Genomic DNA, 19,188 nt, shown 5'->3' with positions numbered 1-19,188 from the left:
TTTCAATGAAACTAAAGTCTGAAAGCTCAATTTCTGGTTTACTGTGTCTTGCTTTGGTGAGTGCGATCGCATCTTTCCCTCAAACGTTAGCCTTAGCTTCAACAATCCCTGAACCACTCTCACAACTATCAGATTCTGCCTTAGAGCAAGCGCAAGAACCTAACCCTCTGTTTCTAGTTCAACAGAATGGCTTGTATGGTTATATGGCTTCGACAGGAAAGCTTGTAATTGAGCCAAAGTTCGATGTCGCGTCCTCTTTTTCTCAAGGGCTAGCTGTTGTCGTAATTAATAATAAATTTGGCTACATTGATTTCTTAGGAAAGATGATTATCCAGCCACAGTTTGATTGGGCTTATCGCTTTTCTGAAGGACGAGCGGAGGTAGGGATTGATGGAAAAAGTGGCTATATCGACACTCAAGGCAACGTAGTTATATCGCCACAATTTGAAGATGCCTCGGAGTTCTCAAACGGATTAGCAGCAGTCAAGCTTAATGGAAAGTGGGGTTATATTGATACTTCTGGCTCAGTTGTAATCAAGCCACAATTTGATAAAGCTTTACGCTTCAGTATAAGCGGGGGTACACCAACAGGCATAGGACTAGCGGCTGTCTTGATTAACGGCAAGTGGGGCTACATCAATCAATCCGGAAAGATGACTATTTCACCCCAGTTTAATCAGGCAGGTATTTTTTCACAGGAGCTAGCCGCCGTACAAATTGGTCAACAATGGGGGTACATCGATAACTCTGGTAAGGTTATCATTCCGCCACAGTTTGAAAAAGCGTTTGATTTCTCCAACGGTTTTGCAGGCGTACAAATTGGTAATCAGTGGGGATACATTGACACAAAAGGAACAACTGTTATTTCACCAAACTTTGAGCAGGTGGGAAATTTCTCTGAAGGTCTAGCTGTAGTAGTAATTGGTGGCAAGTACGGTTACATTGATGAATCCGGTTCAATTGTAGTTGAGCCAAAATTTGATCAGGCTTTCAACTTCGATAATGGGCTAGCCACAGTACAGATTGCTGACAGGTACGGTTATATCGACACTCAGGGAAATTACATTTGGAATCCCACTAATTAGATTGCTCAGAATCGCATTGCTCCAGTTTTGATGTTATCGTCTTTTTCGAGTTCTTCTTGTTCAATGATGGTTGTTTCCTGATACTCTGTTGTGATCTCTTTAGTAGTAGTCAGAGAAACAGGCTTATCTACACCGTTAATAATGGCTCCCAACAAGGGGAGTTCAGCTTCTGTTAATTCCTCAACAGCTTCAGCAAGTATGCTTTCCTGGGTGTAGCCTGGTCGAGTAACGATTACGATGCCATCAGTTAGAGGTTCAATTAATAAGGCATCATTGCAGCGTGAGAGGGCTGGCGTGTCGATGACGACAAAATCAAAGCGACCACGAGCGTCTTCTAAAAACTGTTGAAGTTCGCTGGATTCAAGGATAGCAGCGGCTTGTCGCTGTGGCCCTGGGCTGGGCATAATGTACAGATTCTCAATGTCGGGGACTAAGCGAATACAGTCACTTTTGGCACTGTAGTAGCGTAAAGGTTCAATCGTGGCGTTGGGGTCACAGACGACTTTGAGGGTTTTTGAGAGGGAAGGCGATCGCAAATCTCCCTCTACTAATAGAGTACGCTTACCCGCTTGTGCCGATGCGATCGCTAAATTATAAGCACTCACCGACTTTCCCTCTCGCTCAACCGTACTGGTTAGCAACACTACCCTCAAAGATTTATTTTCCACACGCCGCAGGTTACTACGGAACCGCTCATAGAACTCCAAATACGGAGAATCAGGCTTCGCCAAAATCGCTGTATCACCCTGCTCTGGATCGAGAAACATCACAAGGGGTAATTCTGCCAACACTGGCACCTCACGTTGCGCTAATGATTGCCGTATCTCTTCTGGCGTATGGAACGTGTTATCCAAGGTTGCTAGCAGCAGAATTAACCCGCCAGCAACTAATAGAGCGATAAAGGTACCAGCGCCTAACGTCACGGCTGGATTTGTTACTTTCTCTTGCTCAATACTCACTTGTGGAGCCTGGGCAACACTCAGACTACTGACTGCCTCTGTCTCAGCAGCCTTAGCATCAGCTAGTCCCGTCAGCAACTTGTTGTAAAAATCCTGTTGTAGCTGAACCTGCTGAGCTAGTCGTCCCCGCTCTAGCTGTTTGTTGGGTAGCCCCTGATACTGTTCCCGGAGTTGTTGCTCTGTTCTCCTTATAGCTTGCAGTTGCTGTTGAAGTGCATCTCGCTGGGTTTGTAAACCACTCAGTGCATTGGCGAGTTGCTGCCGTGCTGGGTCGAGGCTACTATCTTGTCGGATTTTACCGGGTAACGGTGCCGCTACACCATTACCCCCTAAAACTTCAGCCGCTCGCTCCCGTAGCAGGGTTTCATACGCCTCTTTCTGTCTAAGTAAGGCAACCATCTGCGGGTGTTCGGGGCGCAAATCCCGGCTGAGAATTTCTAGCTGCGTCTCTGCTTGCAGAAGCTGCGCTCGGAGGTTGGCGATAATTGGGTCAGCACTCAGAGCAGAAGAGGTATAAGCTTGGTCAGGAGTTAAGCCCAGCTTGTTGACCAGGCTGTTGATTTGTGCATCAATGCTGGAGAGTGTGATTTGAAGCTGTCGCTGCTGTTGTTGGCTATCGGTAATTTCCTTGACTAAGGTGCCATCTTGGGCAGCAAATAGGGCAGGTCCTTCCGTGCGATCATAGCGTTCTAGCTGCTGTTCAGCGTTTCTCAGTGCTTTTTGTGCCTCAGGTAAGCGTTGTTCTACCGATCCAGTAATCGCTCGAACTCGTGCTGAGTTGATCAAACGGCTTTGTTCAACCATCTTCTGCATCAGCACGTCCAAGACAGTTTTTGCTGTGGTTTGATTATCAGCGGTGTATTCGATCTCAATGACAGGTGCTACAGGTGCATCATCTTTCTTGCCTTCTTTTGGCAAGTTCAACTTCAGCTTCCGGATGATGTCTTGTGGTTTAACCCGTGCCTGCACTGCCGCCGCATTCACCACGTTATCGGCGAGAAGAATCTCTGGTGTCAGTTGTCTCCCTTGTTCTTGAATCTGCACCCCTGTTGTTGAAAACGATGTGGCTGGCGTGTTGTACGCGAGAGTCCCTTCTGCTTTGTAAGTGGGCGAGGGAGGTGGCTGAATGGCGACAACTCCTGATACCCCAACAATGACGGCAAAACTCGCAACTGCAATCAACTTATGTTGATCGAGAGCAATGAGATAACGTTTAACAAAGGGGGGAGTCATGGCAGTGCGATCGCTTTTGTAGTCGCGTTAGTCCTGTTAATCGTCATTATCATCCGAGCCAGGTTCAAAGAGATTTGTTGCACTCTCTCTTAAGGAGTCAAAAAACAGTAGGAAGCCTAGAATATCTCGGAATGGTTGGGTAAAGTTACTAAGCGCATAGGTAATTCGACTAATGAAGTTACGACCGACAACGATTACATCGTTATTCTGGAGTGGTACATTTTGCGAAACGTCACCCCTCAAAGCACGTTTCCCATTCAGTTCTTGAGTGACCGCTTTGCCCTGTTCTGGGTCAAAACGAATTAGTGCAATGCGTCCTAGATTGGCATTATCGGGGTTAGGAGCGATCGCGGCTAAAGCATCAACAAATGTACTCCCATTCGGTAACGTAAGATTGCCAATTCCTCTACCAGCGTAGCTCAAGACTCGGACGTTGATTTGCTGTTGAGCAACGCTAGAACGAGAAACCAAGCTCCGGTCGTAATCACTGGTATTACCAACTTCTAGCTGAGAGACAATCACGGCATCGCCATCTTGAAGGCGTAAATTCGGTAGGCTGGTTCCATTTTGCAGAGGGGTGAACAAGTCAATTTGTTGTTCAACAAAGGAATTATCAGCCAGTGAGCGACGACGTACCACAATTGTTCGTAAATCAGCCGTCGTCGTCGTGCCACCTGCCGCCAGCAAAGCAGCTGAAAGTTGAGAACCGGGTTGTAGTGGGTAATAGCCCGGTCGTAGCACTTCGCCCGTGATTGTGACTTGGGCAGGACGTAAGGCAGCAAGTGAGACAATCACCTGAGGGTCAATCACAAACCTGTTCAACCCGGCTTGAATTTTCGCTTGGACTCGTTCTAGAGTGAGTCCTGATACTTGCAGCGTTCCCACGAGAGGGACGACAATATTACCTTCTAAATCAACGTTGCTTTGAAAGCTCAGGTCAGGGAAGCGTGGTACTGTAACAGCGATCGCATCTCCTACTCCCAAGCGGTAGCGGCTAAATTGGTTGGCTGGAGCGACATTCAATCGTTGCTCTGGATAACCTAAAGGCGGTAACGGTTGCTCTGGATAACCTAAGGGTGGTATGGGAAGATCTGGGTTAGCGGGAGAAAGACTGGGTAACTGGGCGTAAGTTTCTGGAGTTTTGATACCTGATACAGATTGAGCCAACCCAACTCTAGCCAAGACACTAGCTTGACCTAGCACTAACGCGACCGTGCTTGAAAAGGCGATCGCTTTTCTGTAGTACCATTTCTCGTTGCGATCGCTACGCATAGTGATCGCAAAAGGCAGAAGGCAGAGGGTAGAAGGTTTGTTGAGGAGTCATACCTTTGATTACAACTAATTTCACAAAGAACCTCGCTACTAACAACCAACAACCAACAACTACTAAATCACCTGCATCAACGCAGTCTGCACAATCTTACCCAAAGATTCTGCGAAGGGTCGGGAGGCTTCAATATCCCCTAACGGTTCAATCGGAATCTGGAGGCAAACTGCAACCCACGGAACTCGATTTCGACGCAACTGGGCGAGTTGGTCAGCAAAGAACCAACGACTAGGAGCAGGATTACCTCCTCCTGACCAGGCATACCATTGCAGTACTGCTACAGTTCGCCGTTGAGTCCAAGCCCGGAAGAAACGCGCTTCAACTTTAGCCGATGGGGTTGTCCCTTTGGCTGTTCCAGCAGACTTGTCCGACAGTGATTTTTCAACTTCAAACTGGACTTTAGTGTAAGAATCCGTCTGCCATTTCACTAATCCATCAATATCGATCCACTCGACCTGTGGTTGTGACTTGTGGTCACTTTGGGGAAGCAATAATAAACCGATTGGTTTTGATTTATCTTGCTCAATTTGTTGAACAGACCATTGATGACCGCCAATCACCACTGTTTTTTGTTCGACGGTTTTCCAACCAGGGAGTTCTAATCCTGTGTTTCTGAGTTCTCTAATTTCACTGAGATTAGTCACTTGTGGCAGAGTTGCCCAAGACCAATTTCCCGTCCAGTAACCAGGTACTGCGCCAATTCCTGCTAGGACTAACAAAAAAATCAGCACTGCGAATCTGAGGATGAAAGGCGATCGCACAGACTTAATCGTGATAGATTTCATAGCCTAAAGCAGCATAGTTTCTTCAAACAGAGTCATCCGATGACTGTGGAACAGTGCTTTTTATGACTCAATTGTCCGTACTCTAGCCTATCCCTTTTATTTATCGGCTTAGGGCATTTAAGAAACGCTGGAGATTCGTAAGGAATCCTGGTTTTTTGGGCGCTACAGCTTCATCCGTAGTGCCAGTGCTGGTAGCTTCGGCAAGGATTCGGTCAAGTTCTTCTCCTGCTGGTCTTTGAGGCACTTCGGCAATGAGCTGATATTCGTCATTAGTCTCCAGCCAGACTTGCCACAACGAGGGGTAAGAACGCAAAACAGCGGCACCCTGAAGAGGTCGGAGGTAATAGCAGGACTCAATCGTGCCTAAGAATCGATCGCGCAGTTGACGTGCGGCGTAGCCAATGCCAATGATAGAAACATCTTCGAGTTGGGGATTGAGCAGAATAAAAGGGCGATCGCCTGCCAGGTTAGCCATTTTCTCGACTTGGGCAACTTCCACGGCTGAAGGGGCAACCAGTAAAAACGCCTCGTCTTCTGGCAAAATCTTTTTTTCTACAGGTGTGCGAGAGGTGCCAACGTCGTCAATTTGAAACGAGATGTCTGTCCAGTCACGACGGGCAAGGGCAGCCGCACCCGTGTCGGCAAAGAGGATTTTTGGCTGAATGCCCAACTGCTCAAAGACAGGGAGAAATTGTAGGGCAACTGGCATCTGCTTGAGTTCAGTAAACTGCAAATTGACAGATAGCCGGGTGCAGCCTGCTTCAAGGGCAGCAAGGGTTGCTTCGCGAGATTGAGCGATCGCTTCTTCTAAAGAGTTTGGGAATTGAGCCATTTTTTACAAATGAGGTGGAGGAGGAAAGCACTAACGACTCGCAACTAATTGTAGAGGCATTAGGCGTTCTAAAACCTGCTTGATTACCATCGCCGTCCAGTCTACATCAGCAGTTGTGGTTTCACGTCCTAGAGTTAGGCGAATGCCCCCAAGGGCAATTGCGTCACTGTAGCCCATCGCCAGCAGAATCGGGCTAGGACTGAGTTTGCCACTGTGACAGGCAGAACCAGCACTGATGCCAATACCCGCGAGGTTTAGTTGACGCACAAGAGTTTTCCCTGTAACGTTTTGACCACCACCAACGACTGAGAAGCTGGCATGATGAGGCAAACGGTGCAAGCGATCGCCTGTGGGTATCAAATTCCGCGTATCCGCTAATTGCTCAAATAATCGATCTCGTAGCCCAATTAAACGTGGTGTCTCTGCTGCGAGTTCTGCCGCCGCGAGTTCTGCCGCTACACCAAAACCTGCGATCGCTGGTACTGCTTGTGTGCCAGAACGCAGTCGTAATTCTTGCCCTCCCCCCAACATCATCGGTACCAACTCGACATCCGGACGGACATAAAGCGCACCTGCACCTTGGGGTCCATAAATCTTATGGCTGGAAATCGAGAGCAAATCTACAGGTAGCTGCTGGACATCAATCGGTAAGCGTCCTGCAACCTGCACAGCATCTGTGTGAAAGAGGACACCATGAGTACGCGCAATCTGACCGAGAGTGTGAATCGGTTGCAGCGTACCTACTTCACTTTGACCATAAATCACCGACACTAAAACCGTGTTTGGTCGTAGTGCGTTTTCTAAATCAATAGGATTAACCCGTCCGTGGAGGTTGACAGGTAACCGTGTCACGTCCCAGCCCCACTGTTCCAATAAGCGTACTGGCTCAGCGATCGCTGAATGCTCAACACTAGAAATCACAATATGTTGAGGTGTCCTGTAGTGTTGGGCAACACCCAAAATTGCCAAATTATCCGCCTCCGTACCGCCAGAGGTAAAGATAATTGACTCAGCCAGTGCGTTGATTAGGCTAGCAACCTGCATTCTTGAGCGTTCCACCAGTGTTGCTGCCCGCTGTCCCCACTCATGCAAGCTGGACGGATTACCCCACGATGCCGTGAGAACATCTTGCATAGCAGTAATGACTTCTTGGCGCGGTGGTGTTGTCGCGCTGTAATCTAGATAAATTTGCATGAGTGATCAAGCATCAGCAACTAGCTGTTCCTATTCTCAGGATATAATCTCTTCGCCCTGGCATAGTCCGTCCTTAGTTTTGCTTCACTGTTACATCCTACCTAGGATCGAGCATCGCAATTATCCCAAAACTGTTTAGGCTTTCAATGATGCTCTATATTTAACGGTTTCCTGGAGAGATGAGGTACAGCGGAAGGTGTGTGAAACAAGCGAGAGAGAGCAAGGAAAATAAAAAAGCTGATACGCGACAAGCTGACGGCTTTCTGCTACAAATAGTGACCCGCTTCTTTTTTGAGGGCTAACCGCCCGGTTTATCGACGTTGTAGTCTTCATGGGATAAGACGGCGTAGGGTAGCAAAAGATTACCGCAGTCGTGGCAGATCATCCGGTAGTTGCGGGTAACGGGAATACTGATAATCCAGCGGTTGTGGCGGAGTCGCTTACCGCCATATTCTCGATAATTTTTATTGCTTTGTAAGCCAGCAATGATTACACGGGCTTTGACTACTACATGAGTCGGAAGATTTTTTAAATTGATTGGGTCTTGGGCAAAGGTAGAATCCCATTCCTGTTTTTGCTGTCGTTTTTCTTCCCGCACTCGATCATGTTGAAGGATGCGATCGCGTTCTGCCTCATTCGCGCACCGATGGCAGACTTGACCGTACCCTTTATGACCACACGAAAATATCTTCTTTCTTCTCGACATAAAACAGTAAGATGGGTTGTCGCCCCACAACCTCACAATCCATTGCTACCCTGCAATCAATTCCCGTAACTAAGGCAGTTGAACAAGGTGCGAACACAAGTCCGCTTGCAATTCATGTTAATTCAAGAGCGCTGCATTGAGAATTGTTCTCTAGAATTGGGCAATTAATAATCTCATACAGCAGTTGGATTGTTTCATCAGAAATAACTGTGCCTTTACTTTCCCTGACTTAGGTAGATCTTGAGCAATCTTAGTCTTCTCCATCTGCTAGATGTTGTCTGCAAGCTGGTTTTAGGTCACAAACTGCTGACAATAACCAACCTAGTGCAAGAAGGCAGGAGGCTTTTATGAATATTGCTTGTAAGGTAAGCTTTTTAACCTTTTTCAACTGGATAGTTATTTTGGCCACACTGCACTAGCTGAATGTCTCGATTACTTTGCCGTGTAATTACTTAGGGTCATCAGACTCCCCTGATTAAGTTCCGCAATATCTACATAGCTCTTACATCTATCAAAGGGAAGACTGATAGACAACATCAATTGGTTTGCTGATTGGTGAAACTCACGCTCATCGCATCACTACAACACAAGCATGAAATTGGGAACGAATTCTCTTACTGCCTTGCGTCGCAAGTATCGGTATGTAACAAGAGTAACCCTGTTCGTCATATTGATAATCTGTGGGTTCCTACTGGTCTACAGCCTTAGACCGGCGCTAGAAACCGAAGTTCAACCTCTGCCCCAAGACCCTGCTGTAAAAGTTTATTTCAATCACAATCAATCCTCCCTTTATGAAGACCCTTATCGACGCTTCAAGCGCAAGGGAGATAATTTGGAGCAACAAATTATTGATGCGATTAACCAGGCAGACTCTACCTTAGATCTGGCAGTTATGGAGTTTAGACTGCCTAATGTGGCTAAAGCACTAATCGCTCAACATTTAGCTGGGGTCAAAGTCAGACTGCTGATTGACAATAAGTACAACAAAGCCTTAGCTGACTACACTCCAGAAGTAATTGCAAAAATGAATCAGCATGATAAATCAGCTTTCGAGGAGTTGAAGCGATATCCGAGTGATGCTATGGCTTTATTGCGTGAAAGTGGTATCGAGATAAGGGATGATACATCTGGTGGTGCTACCAAAGGTAGTGGACTAATGCACCACAAGTTCATCGTTGTAGATGGAAAAAACACCATCATAACTAGTGCAAACTTAACTACCTCTGACCTGCATGGAGACTTTAACAGTCTTGAAAGTCGGGGTAATCCTAACAATATGGTTGTTGTTTTGGATAACACTGAACTGGCTAAAGCATTTAAGTCAGAGTTCAACTATATGTGGCAGGGATTATTCAAAATCCATAAGCCCTATAGACCTCCTGTAACTATTCCTGTCGGAGAGGGAACTATAACAATTAACTTCTCACCTGCGAGAAGAAAACAAGACATTCAGACGACCAGTAATGGAATGATTGCCTTCTACATACAGCAAGCCTCATCAAGTGTGCATATCGCGGTGTTTGTGTATTCTGACCAGACGATTAGCAACACCTTAGGCGAGGTACATGATAAAGGGGTGGAAGATATCAAAGTTTTAATAGACCCTGATTTTTATAGACGGGTTTACTCCAAAGCTTATGATGCAATGGGAGTTTGTCCTAAGCCAGGTAAAAGAAAGAGCAAAATTCAAGTCAAACCCTGGCAAAATCCCATCACCACAGTTGGATTCCCTATAGCGCCTGTAGGCGATCGCGGCGTACATAGTAAGATGGCGATCTTGGATGGGAGATTAGTGATTACTGGTAGTCTTAACTGGTCTAATTCTGGAAACTACTTGAATGATGAAACATTGATTGCGATCGATAACCCAACGGTTGCGGCACACTATGAGCGGGAATTCAATCGCCTCTATGGAACAGCAGTAGTAGGTTTGGACAGTCTGCCTCAGTCTCATCAATGTGGAAGCGATAGTTCGCCTAGTCCAAAGCAACCCATTACTTCAACAGAATCAGAATCTATTTTTTCAGATAATTGAATTAGATTAAAACTTCAATCAAAATAACTGGAGAAGTTAGATAAGCGAGTTAGCGATCGCATAACGCTAAGGCAGTTAGGAAGGCGATCGCACAATTTTCTAGTTATAGCCATTTTCACTCTTTTCGTTCCTAGGGGCGCACGGCTGTGCGCCCTTATCCTGTGGTACTGTAGATGGTACTGTAGGCGTTAACCTCTTCCCCATATTCCTAAAACTCACCAGAATAGAGTAAGAAACACTCTAAGGACGGTTGGTAGAGTCACATGGCAAGTACATCTGATATTCAGGTCACGATTTCCCTATCCGATCCAAGTTTGAATGACGAGGAATTGGACGCAGCAGTGGAGAATTTGCTACCGCAGATTAGAGAGGTAGATGGAGTTACACAGGCAGCTAAAGTACCGATTGAAGAAGCCCCTCAAGGATCAAAAGCCTTAGGAGGATTTTTGCTAGGGATACTAACGGCTGAGGTGAATCCTGCTAATATTAAGGCTTTGTTTGGGTTTTTGAGCGATCGCTTAGGTGGTCAACCCATTGAAATGTCTCTCAAAGCACCTGATGGTAGAGAACTCAGCATTAAAGCTAGTAGTCAAGCCGAGTTTGACTTTGCCTATCAGAAAGCCCAGGAATTTCTCAAGCCATAGGCAGTCGAAATGACAAAAGTAGCATTGCTGATTGGTGTCAGCGAGTACGAACCTGGCTTAAACCCATTACCGGGTGCTGTCAAAGATGTTGAGGCGATGCAGCGAGTCTTGGTACACCCAGAAATGGGCGGCTTTGCCGAGGAAAATATCACAGTGCTAAAAAATCCTCAACGGCAGGCGATAGAAGATGCTATCTACAAGCTGTTCGACAATCGCCAGAAGGATGATTTACTGCTGTTTTACTTTTCTGGTCATGGGGTGAAAGATGAAAGCGGTAAGCTTTACCTGTCAAGCCGTACTACTTACAAAAACAATGGGAAACTCTTTAAGCCATCAGCAGTTGCTGCCAGTACATTACATGAAAGTATTAATGAGAGCAAATCTCAGAGACAGGTAGTGATTTTGGACTGTTGCTTTAGCGGCGCGATCGCTAAAGGGATGAGTGTGAAGGATGATGGTACGGTGAATGTCCAAGAACAGCTAGGCGGTAAGGGACGAGCAATCCTGACTTCTTCTACGTCTACCCAGTACTCTTTTGAGCAAGAAGGCTCGGAACTCTCTATTTATACTCGGTATCTGGTTGAAGGCATCGAAAAAGGTGCAGCAGATCTTGACAATGATGGCTGGATTTCTGTTGATGAGCTGCATGAGTATGCTAACAGCAAGGTGAGAGAAGCGGCTCCAGCAATGACACCAGAATTTTATCCAGTGCAGGAAGGTCATAAAATTCTGCTGGCAAAGTCGCCCAAGGATGACCCAAAGCTGAAGTATCGTAAAGAGCTAGAAAGTCGTGCTAAGCAAGGTCAGGGTCAACTTTCTGTCTTTGCACGTAAACTGCTGAACTCTAAACGGGATGAATGGGGTATTTCTGCCGAAGAAGCCCTAGTGATTGAAATTCAGGTATTGCAACCGTTTCGAGAGTATCAACGCAAGCTAAAAGAGTATGAGCAAGCACTCATAGAGGCGGTGCAGATAGAGTATCCCTTTAGTGAATCCGCTCAAGCTGACCTGAGAGACTATCAACAACATCTAGCGTTGCTGCATGAGGATATTGCTGAAATCGAAGCACGAGTCATCGCTCCCAAACAGGCAGAATATGAGCTACGCCTCAAGCAGGCAAAGATTAAAACTGAGCCATTTGAATTTGAGGTAGCGACTGTCTCCATCGTGAAGAAGCCACGATGGTTTGGTGAGAAGGGAACCTGTGACATCAACCGCAGTCGCAAACGGGCAGAATTCTTTGCTGAAGACCTAGGTAATGGGATAACGCTAGAACTGGTAGCCATTCCAGGTGGCACATTCCTAATGGGTTCTCCAGAGAGTGAGCCAGAACGCAGTGATAGTGAAAGTCCACAGCACACCGTTACTATTCAACCCTTTTTCATGGGTAAATTTCCAGTCACTCAGGCGCAGTGGCAAGCCGTCGCAAGCTTACCCAAGGTCAACATCGACCTGAAATCTGACCCATCCGGCTTTAAAGGCGCAAAGCGCCCAGTAGAGCAAGTGTCCTGGAATGATGCCGTCGAGTTTTGTAGGCGATTGTCAAAAGCAACAGGGCGAGAGTATCGGCTACCTAGCGAGGCAGAGTGGGAATATGCCTGCCGTGCTGGAAAGACTACCCCGTTTCACTTTGGCGAGACCATTACGACAGATTTAGCCAATTACAACGGAAATTATACTTATGGCTCTGGTTCCACAGGTCAGTATCATCAGCAAACAACCCGTGTAGGAAGATTTCCAGCTAATGCCTTTGGGTTGCATGATATGCACGGGAATGTGTGGGAGTGGTGTCAAGATACCTGGCATGAAAATTACAACGGAGCGCCTACTGATGGAAGTGCTTGGGTAGATGAGAATGCTAATGAAAATAGAATGATACTGCGGGGCGGCTCGTGGCTCAACGATCCTTGGTATTGCCGTTCTGCTTCTCGCCTCAGCGTCAATGCGGAGATTCGCAACGACCTCAACGGTTTTCGTGTTGTGTGTGGTGAGCCGAGGACTTTCTAGCCCTTTACACTTTTCCCCTTTTGCCCTTTGCTCTGTTTTCTTTGCCCTTGTTTCGCGCGCAGCGCGAACAGTTTTTTTGAGCGAGAAAAGCGATCCGCTCCTTTAGGGAGGCAATTAAAATGAGACGAGTAAGCGATCGGGTACCAATAATAAACCTTCTGCCCTCTGCCTTTTGCCCTTTGCCATAAAATGAAACGAGTAAGCGATCTCGTTTCAGATGCGCTACACAAGGAGACTTCGGGAGAGTTATGAGTACCCAAATCACTATTACCTTGCCCGATGAGGTTTATCAACGAGTAGAGCGTTTTGCACGGCTGGCAAACCGCGACATAGCCAGTGTTCTAGCTGAAACCATCCAACTTTCCATCCCAGCCATCAGCCCAGAAGCAGCAGCCCTTGAACCCATCTCAACCCTCAGTGACGAGCAAGTCATAGCGCTGACACAATTGCAAATGGAACCAGAGCAAGATGCTCGTTTAAGTGACTTGCTAGACAGGCAACAGTCAGGCATTCTGACTGAGACAGAATGCAAGGAGTTGCAAACCCTGATGCAGATTTATCAAGAGGGTTTACTGCGAAAAGCCACAGCCTTAAGCGAAGCTGTCAAGCGTGGGTTGATGGAGCCTTTAAGTTCGTGAGTTCTCGCCAGATTTCAGAGGAAGTTCGGGCAAGGGTACGAACACAAGCTAAGAATCAAGCTTAGATAATTAGGAGCTAGTAATTCACTGGCTTAAGGAAAGACTTCTTACAATGAAGGAAATTGCCCTGCTCGGAAGATGAGCGCATTGAACGATGACTGAACAACCCACTCGCGTCTGTATTCTTGGTGGAGGCTTTGGGGGGCTATATACTGCCCTGCGCTTGAGCCAGCTACCTTGGGAAAAATCGCAACGACCAGAGATTATCCTGGTTGACCAGAATGACCGATTTGTGTTTTCGCCACTCCTGTATGAACTGCTGACAGGCGAACTGCAAACCTGGGAAATTGCCCCACCTTTTGAAGAAATATTAGCAAACACAGGTGTACGCTTCACTCAAGCGGCTGTGGCAGGCATTGACGTAGATGAGCGGCGGGTACATCTACAAGATGGGCCAGAATTCTCTTATGAACGCTTGGTATTAGCGCTGGGTGGCGAGACACCTCTGGATATGGCACCAGGCGCGGCTGAATATGCTATCCCGTTCCGCACCGTTGCTGATGCCTATCGCTTAGAAGAACGGTTGCGGATTTTGGAGGAGTCGGACGCTGATAAAATCCGAGTTGCGATTGTTGGGGGGGGTTACTGCGGTGTTGAGTTGGCTTGTAAGCTGGCAGAACGCTTAGGAGAGCGAGGACGGTTGCGGTTAGTTGAACTGAGTGATTTGATTCTCAGAACATCACCAGACTTTAATCGGGATGCAGCTCATAAAGCGTTAGATGACCGGAAGGTTTGGATCGATCTGGAAACCGCAGTTGAGTCGATTGGGCCTGATACGATTTCCCTGTTGTACAAAGGACAAGTAGATACCATTCCGGTTGACTTAGTGTTGTGGACAGTCGGGACAAGAGTTGCGCCAGTTGTGCGATCGCTTCCTCTCAAGCAAAATAATCGCGGTCAGCTAACAACGACACCAACACTACAAGTTGTTGACCATCCGGAAATCTTTGCTCTAGGTGACTTAGCCGATTCCCTTGATGCCGAAGGTCAGCAAGTTCCTAGTACAGCGCAAGCAGCATTCCAGCAAGCTGATTATACGGCTTGGAATATCTGGGCTTCACTTACTGGGCGTCCTCTGCTTCCCTTCCGCTATCAGCACCTAGGGGAGATGATGACTTTGGGTACAGATAATGCCACGTTTACGGGTGCAGGAATCAAGCTAGATGGCCCTTTAGCTCACCTAACTCGCCGTCTTGCGTATCTCTATCGGATGCCCACCTTAGATCACAAGCTGAAAGTTGGCTTCAACTGGATAGCCCGACCTGTGCTAGATTTGCTAGCTGGAGGCTAGGGTGAAAGTCTGACAATGCAACAACCGAAAGTAATTTTTCTTGATGCCGTCGGTACACTATTTGGTGTCCGGGGGAGTGTGGGTGAGGTGTATAGTGCGATCGCGGCTGAGTTTGGCGTACAAGTTCAGGCTGAAGCTTTGAACGATGCCTTTCTCCAAGCGTTCGCTGCCTTTGAGCCAGCAGTTTTTCCAGGAGCAACGTCAGAAGAGATTCCCTATTGTGAGTTCCAGTGGTGGCAGATGGTTGCTGAGCGCACATTCTATCAAGTTGGCGCTTTTGAACAATTTACCAACTTCACAGAGTTTTTTGATGAACTCTACCAGCATTTTGCGACGGCTGAACCTTGGTTTATCTACCCCGATGTTCTGCCAGCATTAGAACAGTGGCGACGGATTGGCATTCAGTTAGGGATTGTGTCTAATTTTGATTCCCGCCTCAACCATGTCTTAGATGCACTAAAACTGAGGGAGTTTTTTACCTCTATCACCATTTCTACACAAATTGGTGTGGCAAAGCCTGACCCCCAAATCTTTACTGCTGCCTTAGAAAAACATTATTGCGATGCTAAAGATGCATGGCACATTGGTGACAGCTTTAGACAAGACTATGAAGGTGCTAGAGCGGCTGGGTTAAGAGCAATCTTAATAGAGCGAACAAGTCAGATACCAGGAGAATTGTAAAAGCAATCAGCATTCAGCGGTCAGCTATCAGGTTATCAATGAAAACCTTTGGCTTATTTGCACAGTTGATGAGTCAAGATATTGTACATCGGTGATAGAGGTGGGAATAAGTCTTCTGTAGAGTCAATGATTACATATCTTGTCTGACCCGTGTCCAGTATCTTGTCAACTAATACATTTTTCTGGTTGAGGCTACAAATTTTGATACCTTTATCGAGTAATCGTCGAAATAAATAGGTCGTTTGAATCTTTAATAATTGACGCTTCTTATCTTTATCTACCTTCCGATGTAAATTGAATTGGTGTTTATGCCGAATTTCTTCTAAGCTTGGTATATCAAAAGCTTGGCGAAACTCAGTATCAAACCCAGTATTAGTCTGTCCTAAGTTTATGCCTTGACTAACTCTCCTCATAAACAAAAGCTGTTTGAAGAAAGAATTGGGCTTAGCGTCTTGAACATGAAAATAAACTGGACAAATTTGAAGTAATTTTCTTTGCTGATCCGTTAATTTAGTTTCAAAATCCTCAGCAAGTTCAACAGTTCGATAAAACTGTTTTCTCAGATTTTCTGTAAAAAGTTTACCTTGGGAGCATTTTATTGCTAGTTCAGGATTAGGAAATATCCCTAGTTCAAACTCATCCTTACCCAAAATATGAATACCTTTTTTGACTCCATCACTATAAGGGTTGATATTGTATAGCTCTTTATTCTTAATGAGGATAGCTATCAATCTTTTTAGGTCTTTTGAAAAATCATTGACATCTTGATATTGATTTCGTATGTTTTCGTAAATATCTTGATGAAAATCAATAGTAACCTGTTCTTGACTCCAGGTTTTTATAGAGGACATAAGTTAATCCCTTAATTTTGGCAAGCCATAATTCTTATTTTAGTAATTCTAAATTTCTAACTGAGCGTTTACTATTGCTACTTTAATAAGGTTACTAGTGCAGGAGGCAGAAGGAAAGAAAACTTGTAAAGTAAGCTTTTTAACCTTTTTCAACTGCATAGTTATTTCCACCATGCTGCACTAGTGACAAAGTTTATGAATCTGTCACCAGATAACCTTTACTTCTGAAACGCTGTTAGTCCAATGCTTCTACTTAGCCTTGTTGTTGGGGAGGGGGTTGCGGACAAGTCTTATTGGCAAAATCACATTGATAAATGTAGGGTTTCTGCCAACTAAGAGGAATTTCTAGTAAGTCTCTTGTGCCAGTCATGCCTTGTCCAATGAATAGAAGCAAGGCTAAGCAATTTAAAATGATATGGACGTAGCGCCAGCGATTGGAGCGATCTTTGTAGATATCTTCAACAATCGCTAGTGAAAACACCATCAGCAGGGCAGCAGCTATCCCAATATAGTAGTGTGACCAATACCACTCATTCGTGCGCCGAAAAACGCCATCTTGACAACCGAGAACGACTAAGCCTGTACCCGTTAGGGTGGCAAAAATTGCCCGCCAGTGCCGCTCCCTTGCACGATAAAGAAATACCAAGGAAGCAATAGTCACGGCAAACATCAATGCGATGAAGATAACTTGGGAAGGATTTGTACCCCAGACATTTTTAGACAATATATGCTCAACAATCGCGTAAGCAAGTCCAATTAATGCCACTCCTACAACTGAACCAGTTAGCCAGTTCCCTAAGTTAACGTGTTCACGTCCAACGATTGGTGGAATTTTACTTTTGCCCCCAACGGCTGTTTGCAAGCGTCGCTGGCGAGTCTGCCATGCAAAGTTAACCACCATGCCGATTAAAGGAAATACAATCACTACTGCGAGTGCAGGATGAATTAAGCTAATCAGATCGCTCGTGTTCATATTTAAACGTTCTATGTAGAAGCGGGTGTTAGTTTAGCTCAAGCGATGTAAGTACCAGGAGTATCACCAAATCCTGAGTATGTATTGAGATGAACATTGCTGAAGGTGATGTTACTGAATAGCCTTTCGGTCTTGAGAAGGCTCAAATCGTACTAGAGTCCATATAAAATTATCTATACCTCTATCCTAAGTATGATTCTACTAGATAGAAGCTTGGTAGTTCTGATACCAATTTCTATGAAGAAGCACTAAATTAAAGGATTTAAAGTAACCTAAGGGAGCTAGAAGCGATCGCCTATCATAAATACCAAGACACGATTTTGGGAGGGCGATTGAGAGATGATCCCCATAAGCGATCGCCTTTGTAGATCTACCGTTATGCTTACAGAGTGTGAACGCAAATCATAGAAGGGGAAGTACGCAAATTTTGTAGCGTCCTATGAGCTATTGCATAAGTCCTAAATGCCCGAAGCCAGCAGATCCACAAAATGCTCACAATTTAGTCTGCCGTCATTGTGGCTCCCAACTATTGCTGCAAGGGCGTTATCGCGTGAAGCAACTGCTTGGCGAAGGACGCTTTGGTAAAACCTATGAGGTAGATGATCGAGGAACAGCAAAAGTTTTAAAAGTTCTGCTACTTAATGACCCAAAAGCCTTAGCCTTGTTGCAGCAAGAGGCACGGGTGTTGAGTCAACTGCTTCATCCCGGTATTCCCAAAGTTGAGCCGGATGGTTACTTTACCTTCTTCCCAAAAGATAGGCACCAGCCCCTCCACTGCCTGGTGATGGAAAAAATTGAAGGCATCAACTTGGAAGAGTGGCAACATCAGCAAAATCAAGCCCTTTCTCAAGCACAAGCCCTAAGCTGGCTAAAACAACTGGTAGAAATTTTGCATCAAGTTCACCAGCAACTGTATTGCCATCGCGACATCAAGCCATCCAACATCATGCTCACACGTAACGGGCAATTAGTGTTAATCGATTTTGGCAGCGCCAGGGAAGTTAGCCACACCTCGTTGGTAAGAGTGAGTAGTGAGCGTGATGTCATTAGCGTTACCTCTCCAGGCTACACACCACTTGAGCAAGCTAATGGCAAAGCCGTACCACAATCTGATTTCTTTGCCTTGGGGCGTACCTTTGTCTATCTGCTTACAGACAAATCGCCCAATGACTTTCCCGAAGATCCACGTACAGGTGAGTTACTTTGGCAACACCGTGCGCCACAAGTCTCAAAATCAGTAACGGATTTGATTGATGACTTGATGGCTCCCTTACCCAGCAATCGACCTCACAATGCTCAGGTTATTTTGCAGCGTATCGCAGCAATTGACCACACCTGGCAACCTCCTCATGTACCAAAACAGCAACCTGAGTTTACTGACTCGCTCGTTAGTCTGAGACTAGAAGCTTTCCTACGTCAACATCGTGGTTCAAGCACTGGTGTCAAACGAGTGTTAACCAAAGTTGCCAAATTTAAAAGTTCAATCCTTATCGGTAGTATTGTTTTGTCTCTGGGACTCGCAGGAACTCAAGTGTATGGAGATTTAGCTTCTCTGCTGAGTGAACGATTTCCTGTATTATCCAATCAGCAGTGGTGGCCGATTAAAAAGTAGAAAACGGTTCTATAGCCGTTAGCAGTCAGCTATCAGCTATCAGCTTTTTTGTTCTCCTTGCCCTCTCTAGATTTCACATCCCTGAGATGTATAGCAAAAGGCAGAGGACAAAAGGCAGAAGGCAGAAGCGAAAAGATTGACGGGTCTTGGTTTCAGTATGAGAGCGAGAGCCTAATCGCCTTGGCGACTGCTATACCTCATCCAACTGAAAACTGCTATGTAGGGCTTGCTGAATAAGTCAGAGGAAAACAACCGATGGATTAATTAGTTATTTA

Annotated in this window: 16 protein-coding genes; 8 read left to right on the top strand and 8 right to left on the bottom strand. The window is 45.9% G+C overall.

The genetic code is table 11. The annotated features are described in order from the left end of the window. The first annotated feature begins 5 nt into the window (after positions 1-5). Entirely contained in the window at positions 6-1,085 is a 1,080-nt protein-coding gene (locus AC5JL3_RS12915) for a WG repeat-containing protein (protein ID WP_496074879.1), read from the top strand. A gap of 5 nt (positions 1,086-1,090) precedes the next feature. On the opposite strand, the gene AC5JL3_RS12910 is transcribed toward AC5JL3_RS12915, so the two are convergent. From AC5JL3_RS12910 to AC5JL3_RS12885, 6 genes are all read right to left on the bottom strand, one after another. Next, positions 1,091-3,277 (bottom strand): GumC family protein, encoded by a 2,187-nt coding sequence (locus tag AC5JL3_RS12910; RefSeq protein ID WP_496074878.1) that lies wholly within the window; start codon positions 3,275-3,277, stop codon positions 1,091-1,093. A 36-nt stretch (positions 3,278-3,313) separates the two neighbouring features. Continuing rightward, complete coding sequence (locus AC5JL3_RS12905; RefSeq protein ID WP_496074877.1) at positions 3,314-4,549, bottom strand: polysaccharide biosynthesis/export family protein; 1,236 nt, start codon at positions 4,547-4,549, stop codon at positions 3,314-3,316. A 114-nt stretch (positions 4,550-4,663) separates the two neighbouring features. Then, the gene (locus AC5JL3_RS12900; protein WP_496074876.1) at positions 4,664-5,389 is read right to left on the bottom strand and encodes a cyanoexosortase B system-associated protein; all 726 of its coding nucleotides are present in this window, start codon (positions 5,387-5,389) and stop codon (positions 4,664-4,666) included. A gap of 100 nt (positions 5,390-5,489) precedes the next feature. After that, positions 5,490-6,221: a DUF1995 family protein gene (locus tag AC5JL3_RS12895; RefSeq protein ID WP_496074875.1), complete on the bottom strand. Its 732-nt coding sequence runs from the start codon at positions 6,219-6,221 to the stop codon at positions 5,490-5,492. Between the two features lie 30 nt (positions 6,222-6,251). Continuing rightward, the gene (locus AC5JL3_RS12890) at positions 6,252-7,415 is read right to left on the bottom strand and encodes a cysteine desulfurase family protein (protein WP_496074874.1); all 1,164 of its coding nucleotides are present in this window, start codon (positions 7,413-7,415) and stop codon (positions 6,252-6,254) included. A gap of 298 nt (positions 7,416-7,713) precedes the next feature. Then, positions 7,714-8,121 (bottom strand): DUF7682 family zinc-binding protein, encoded by a 408-nt coding sequence (locus tag AC5JL3_RS12885; protein WP_496074873.1) that lies wholly within the window; start codon positions 8,119-8,121, stop codon positions 7,714-7,716. Between the two features lie 592 nt (positions 8,122-8,713). Here AC5JL3_RS12885 and AC5JL3_RS12880 point away from each other — a divergent pair. The 6 genes from AC5JL3_RS12880 (at position 8,714) to AC5JL3_RS12855 (ending at position 15,477) form a co-directional block, all read left to right on the top strand. Then, positions 8,714-10,156, top strand: a complete 1,443-nt coding sequence (locus AC5JL3_RS12880; RefSeq protein ID WP_496074872.1) for a phospholipase D-like domain-containing protein — start codon at positions 8,714-8,716, stop codon at positions 10,154-10,156. Positions 10,157-10,419: 263 nt separating this feature from the next. Further along, positions 10,420-10,800 carry a hypothetical protein gene (locus tag AC5JL3_RS12875; RefSeq protein WP_496074871.1) on the top strand — a complete coding sequence of 127 codons (381 nt, stop codon included), beginning with the start codon at positions 10,420-10,422 and terminating at the stop codon, positions 10,798-10,800. 9 nt (positions 10,801-10,809) lie between these two features. Continuing rightward, positions 10,810-12,807: a caspase, EACC1-associated type gene (locus tag AC5JL3_RS12870; RefSeq protein ID WP_496074870.1), complete on the top strand. Its 1,998-nt coding sequence runs from the start codon at positions 10,810-10,812 to the stop codon at positions 12,805-12,807. Positions 12,808-13,055: 248 nt separating this feature from the next. After that, on the top strand, positions 13,056-13,445 hold the full coding sequence (locus tag AC5JL3_RS12865; RefSeq protein ID WP_496074869.1) for a hypothetical protein: 390 nt from the start codon (positions 13,056-13,058) through the stop codon (positions 13,443-13,445). Between the two features lie 154 nt (positions 13,446-13,599). Further along, positions 13,600-14,796, top strand: coding sequence for an NAD(P)/FAD-dependent oxidoreductase (locus tag AC5JL3_RS12860; RefSeq protein ID WP_496074868.1), 1,197 nt, complete (start codon positions 13,600-13,602; stop codon positions 14,794-14,796). A gap of 15 nt (positions 14,797-14,811) precedes the next feature. Further along, entirely contained in the window at positions 14,812-15,477 is a 666-nt protein-coding gene (locus AC5JL3_RS12855; RefSeq protein WP_496074867.1) for an HAD-IA family hydrolase, read from the top strand. A gap of 53 nt (positions 15,478-15,530) precedes the next feature. On the opposite strand, the gene AC5JL3_RS12850 is transcribed toward AC5JL3_RS12855, so the two are convergent. Both AC5JL3_RS12850 and AC5JL3_RS12845 read right to left on the bottom strand, forming a co-directional pair. Next, positions 15,531-16,328 (bottom strand): hypothetical protein, encoded by a 798-nt coding sequence (locus AC5JL3_RS12850; protein WP_496074866.1) that lies wholly within the window; start codon positions 16,326-16,328, stop codon positions 15,531-15,533. A 253-nt stretch (positions 16,329-16,581) separates the two neighbouring features. Then, positions 16,582-17,301, bottom strand: a complete 720-nt coding sequence (locus AC5JL3_RS12845; RefSeq protein ID WP_496074865.1) for a DUF4079 domain-containing protein — start codon at positions 17,299-17,301, stop codon at positions 16,582-16,584. A gap of 439 nt (positions 17,302-17,740) precedes the next feature. Between AC5JL3_RS12845 and AC5JL3_RS12840 the strand changes: the two genes are divergently transcribed. Further along, positions 17,741-18,913 carry a serine/threonine protein kinase gene (locus AC5JL3_RS12840; RefSeq protein WP_496074864.1) on the top strand — a complete coding sequence of 391 codons (1,173 nt, stop codon included), beginning with the start codon at positions 17,741-17,743 and terminating at the stop codon, positions 18,911-18,913. Positions 18,914-19,188: the final 275 nt, after the last annotated feature.

Source organism: Symplocastrum torsivum (assembly GCF_059505465.1).
The sequence above is the reverse complement of the archived record's forward strand: the minus strand, read 5'-3'. Positions and strand labels throughout refer to the sequence as shown.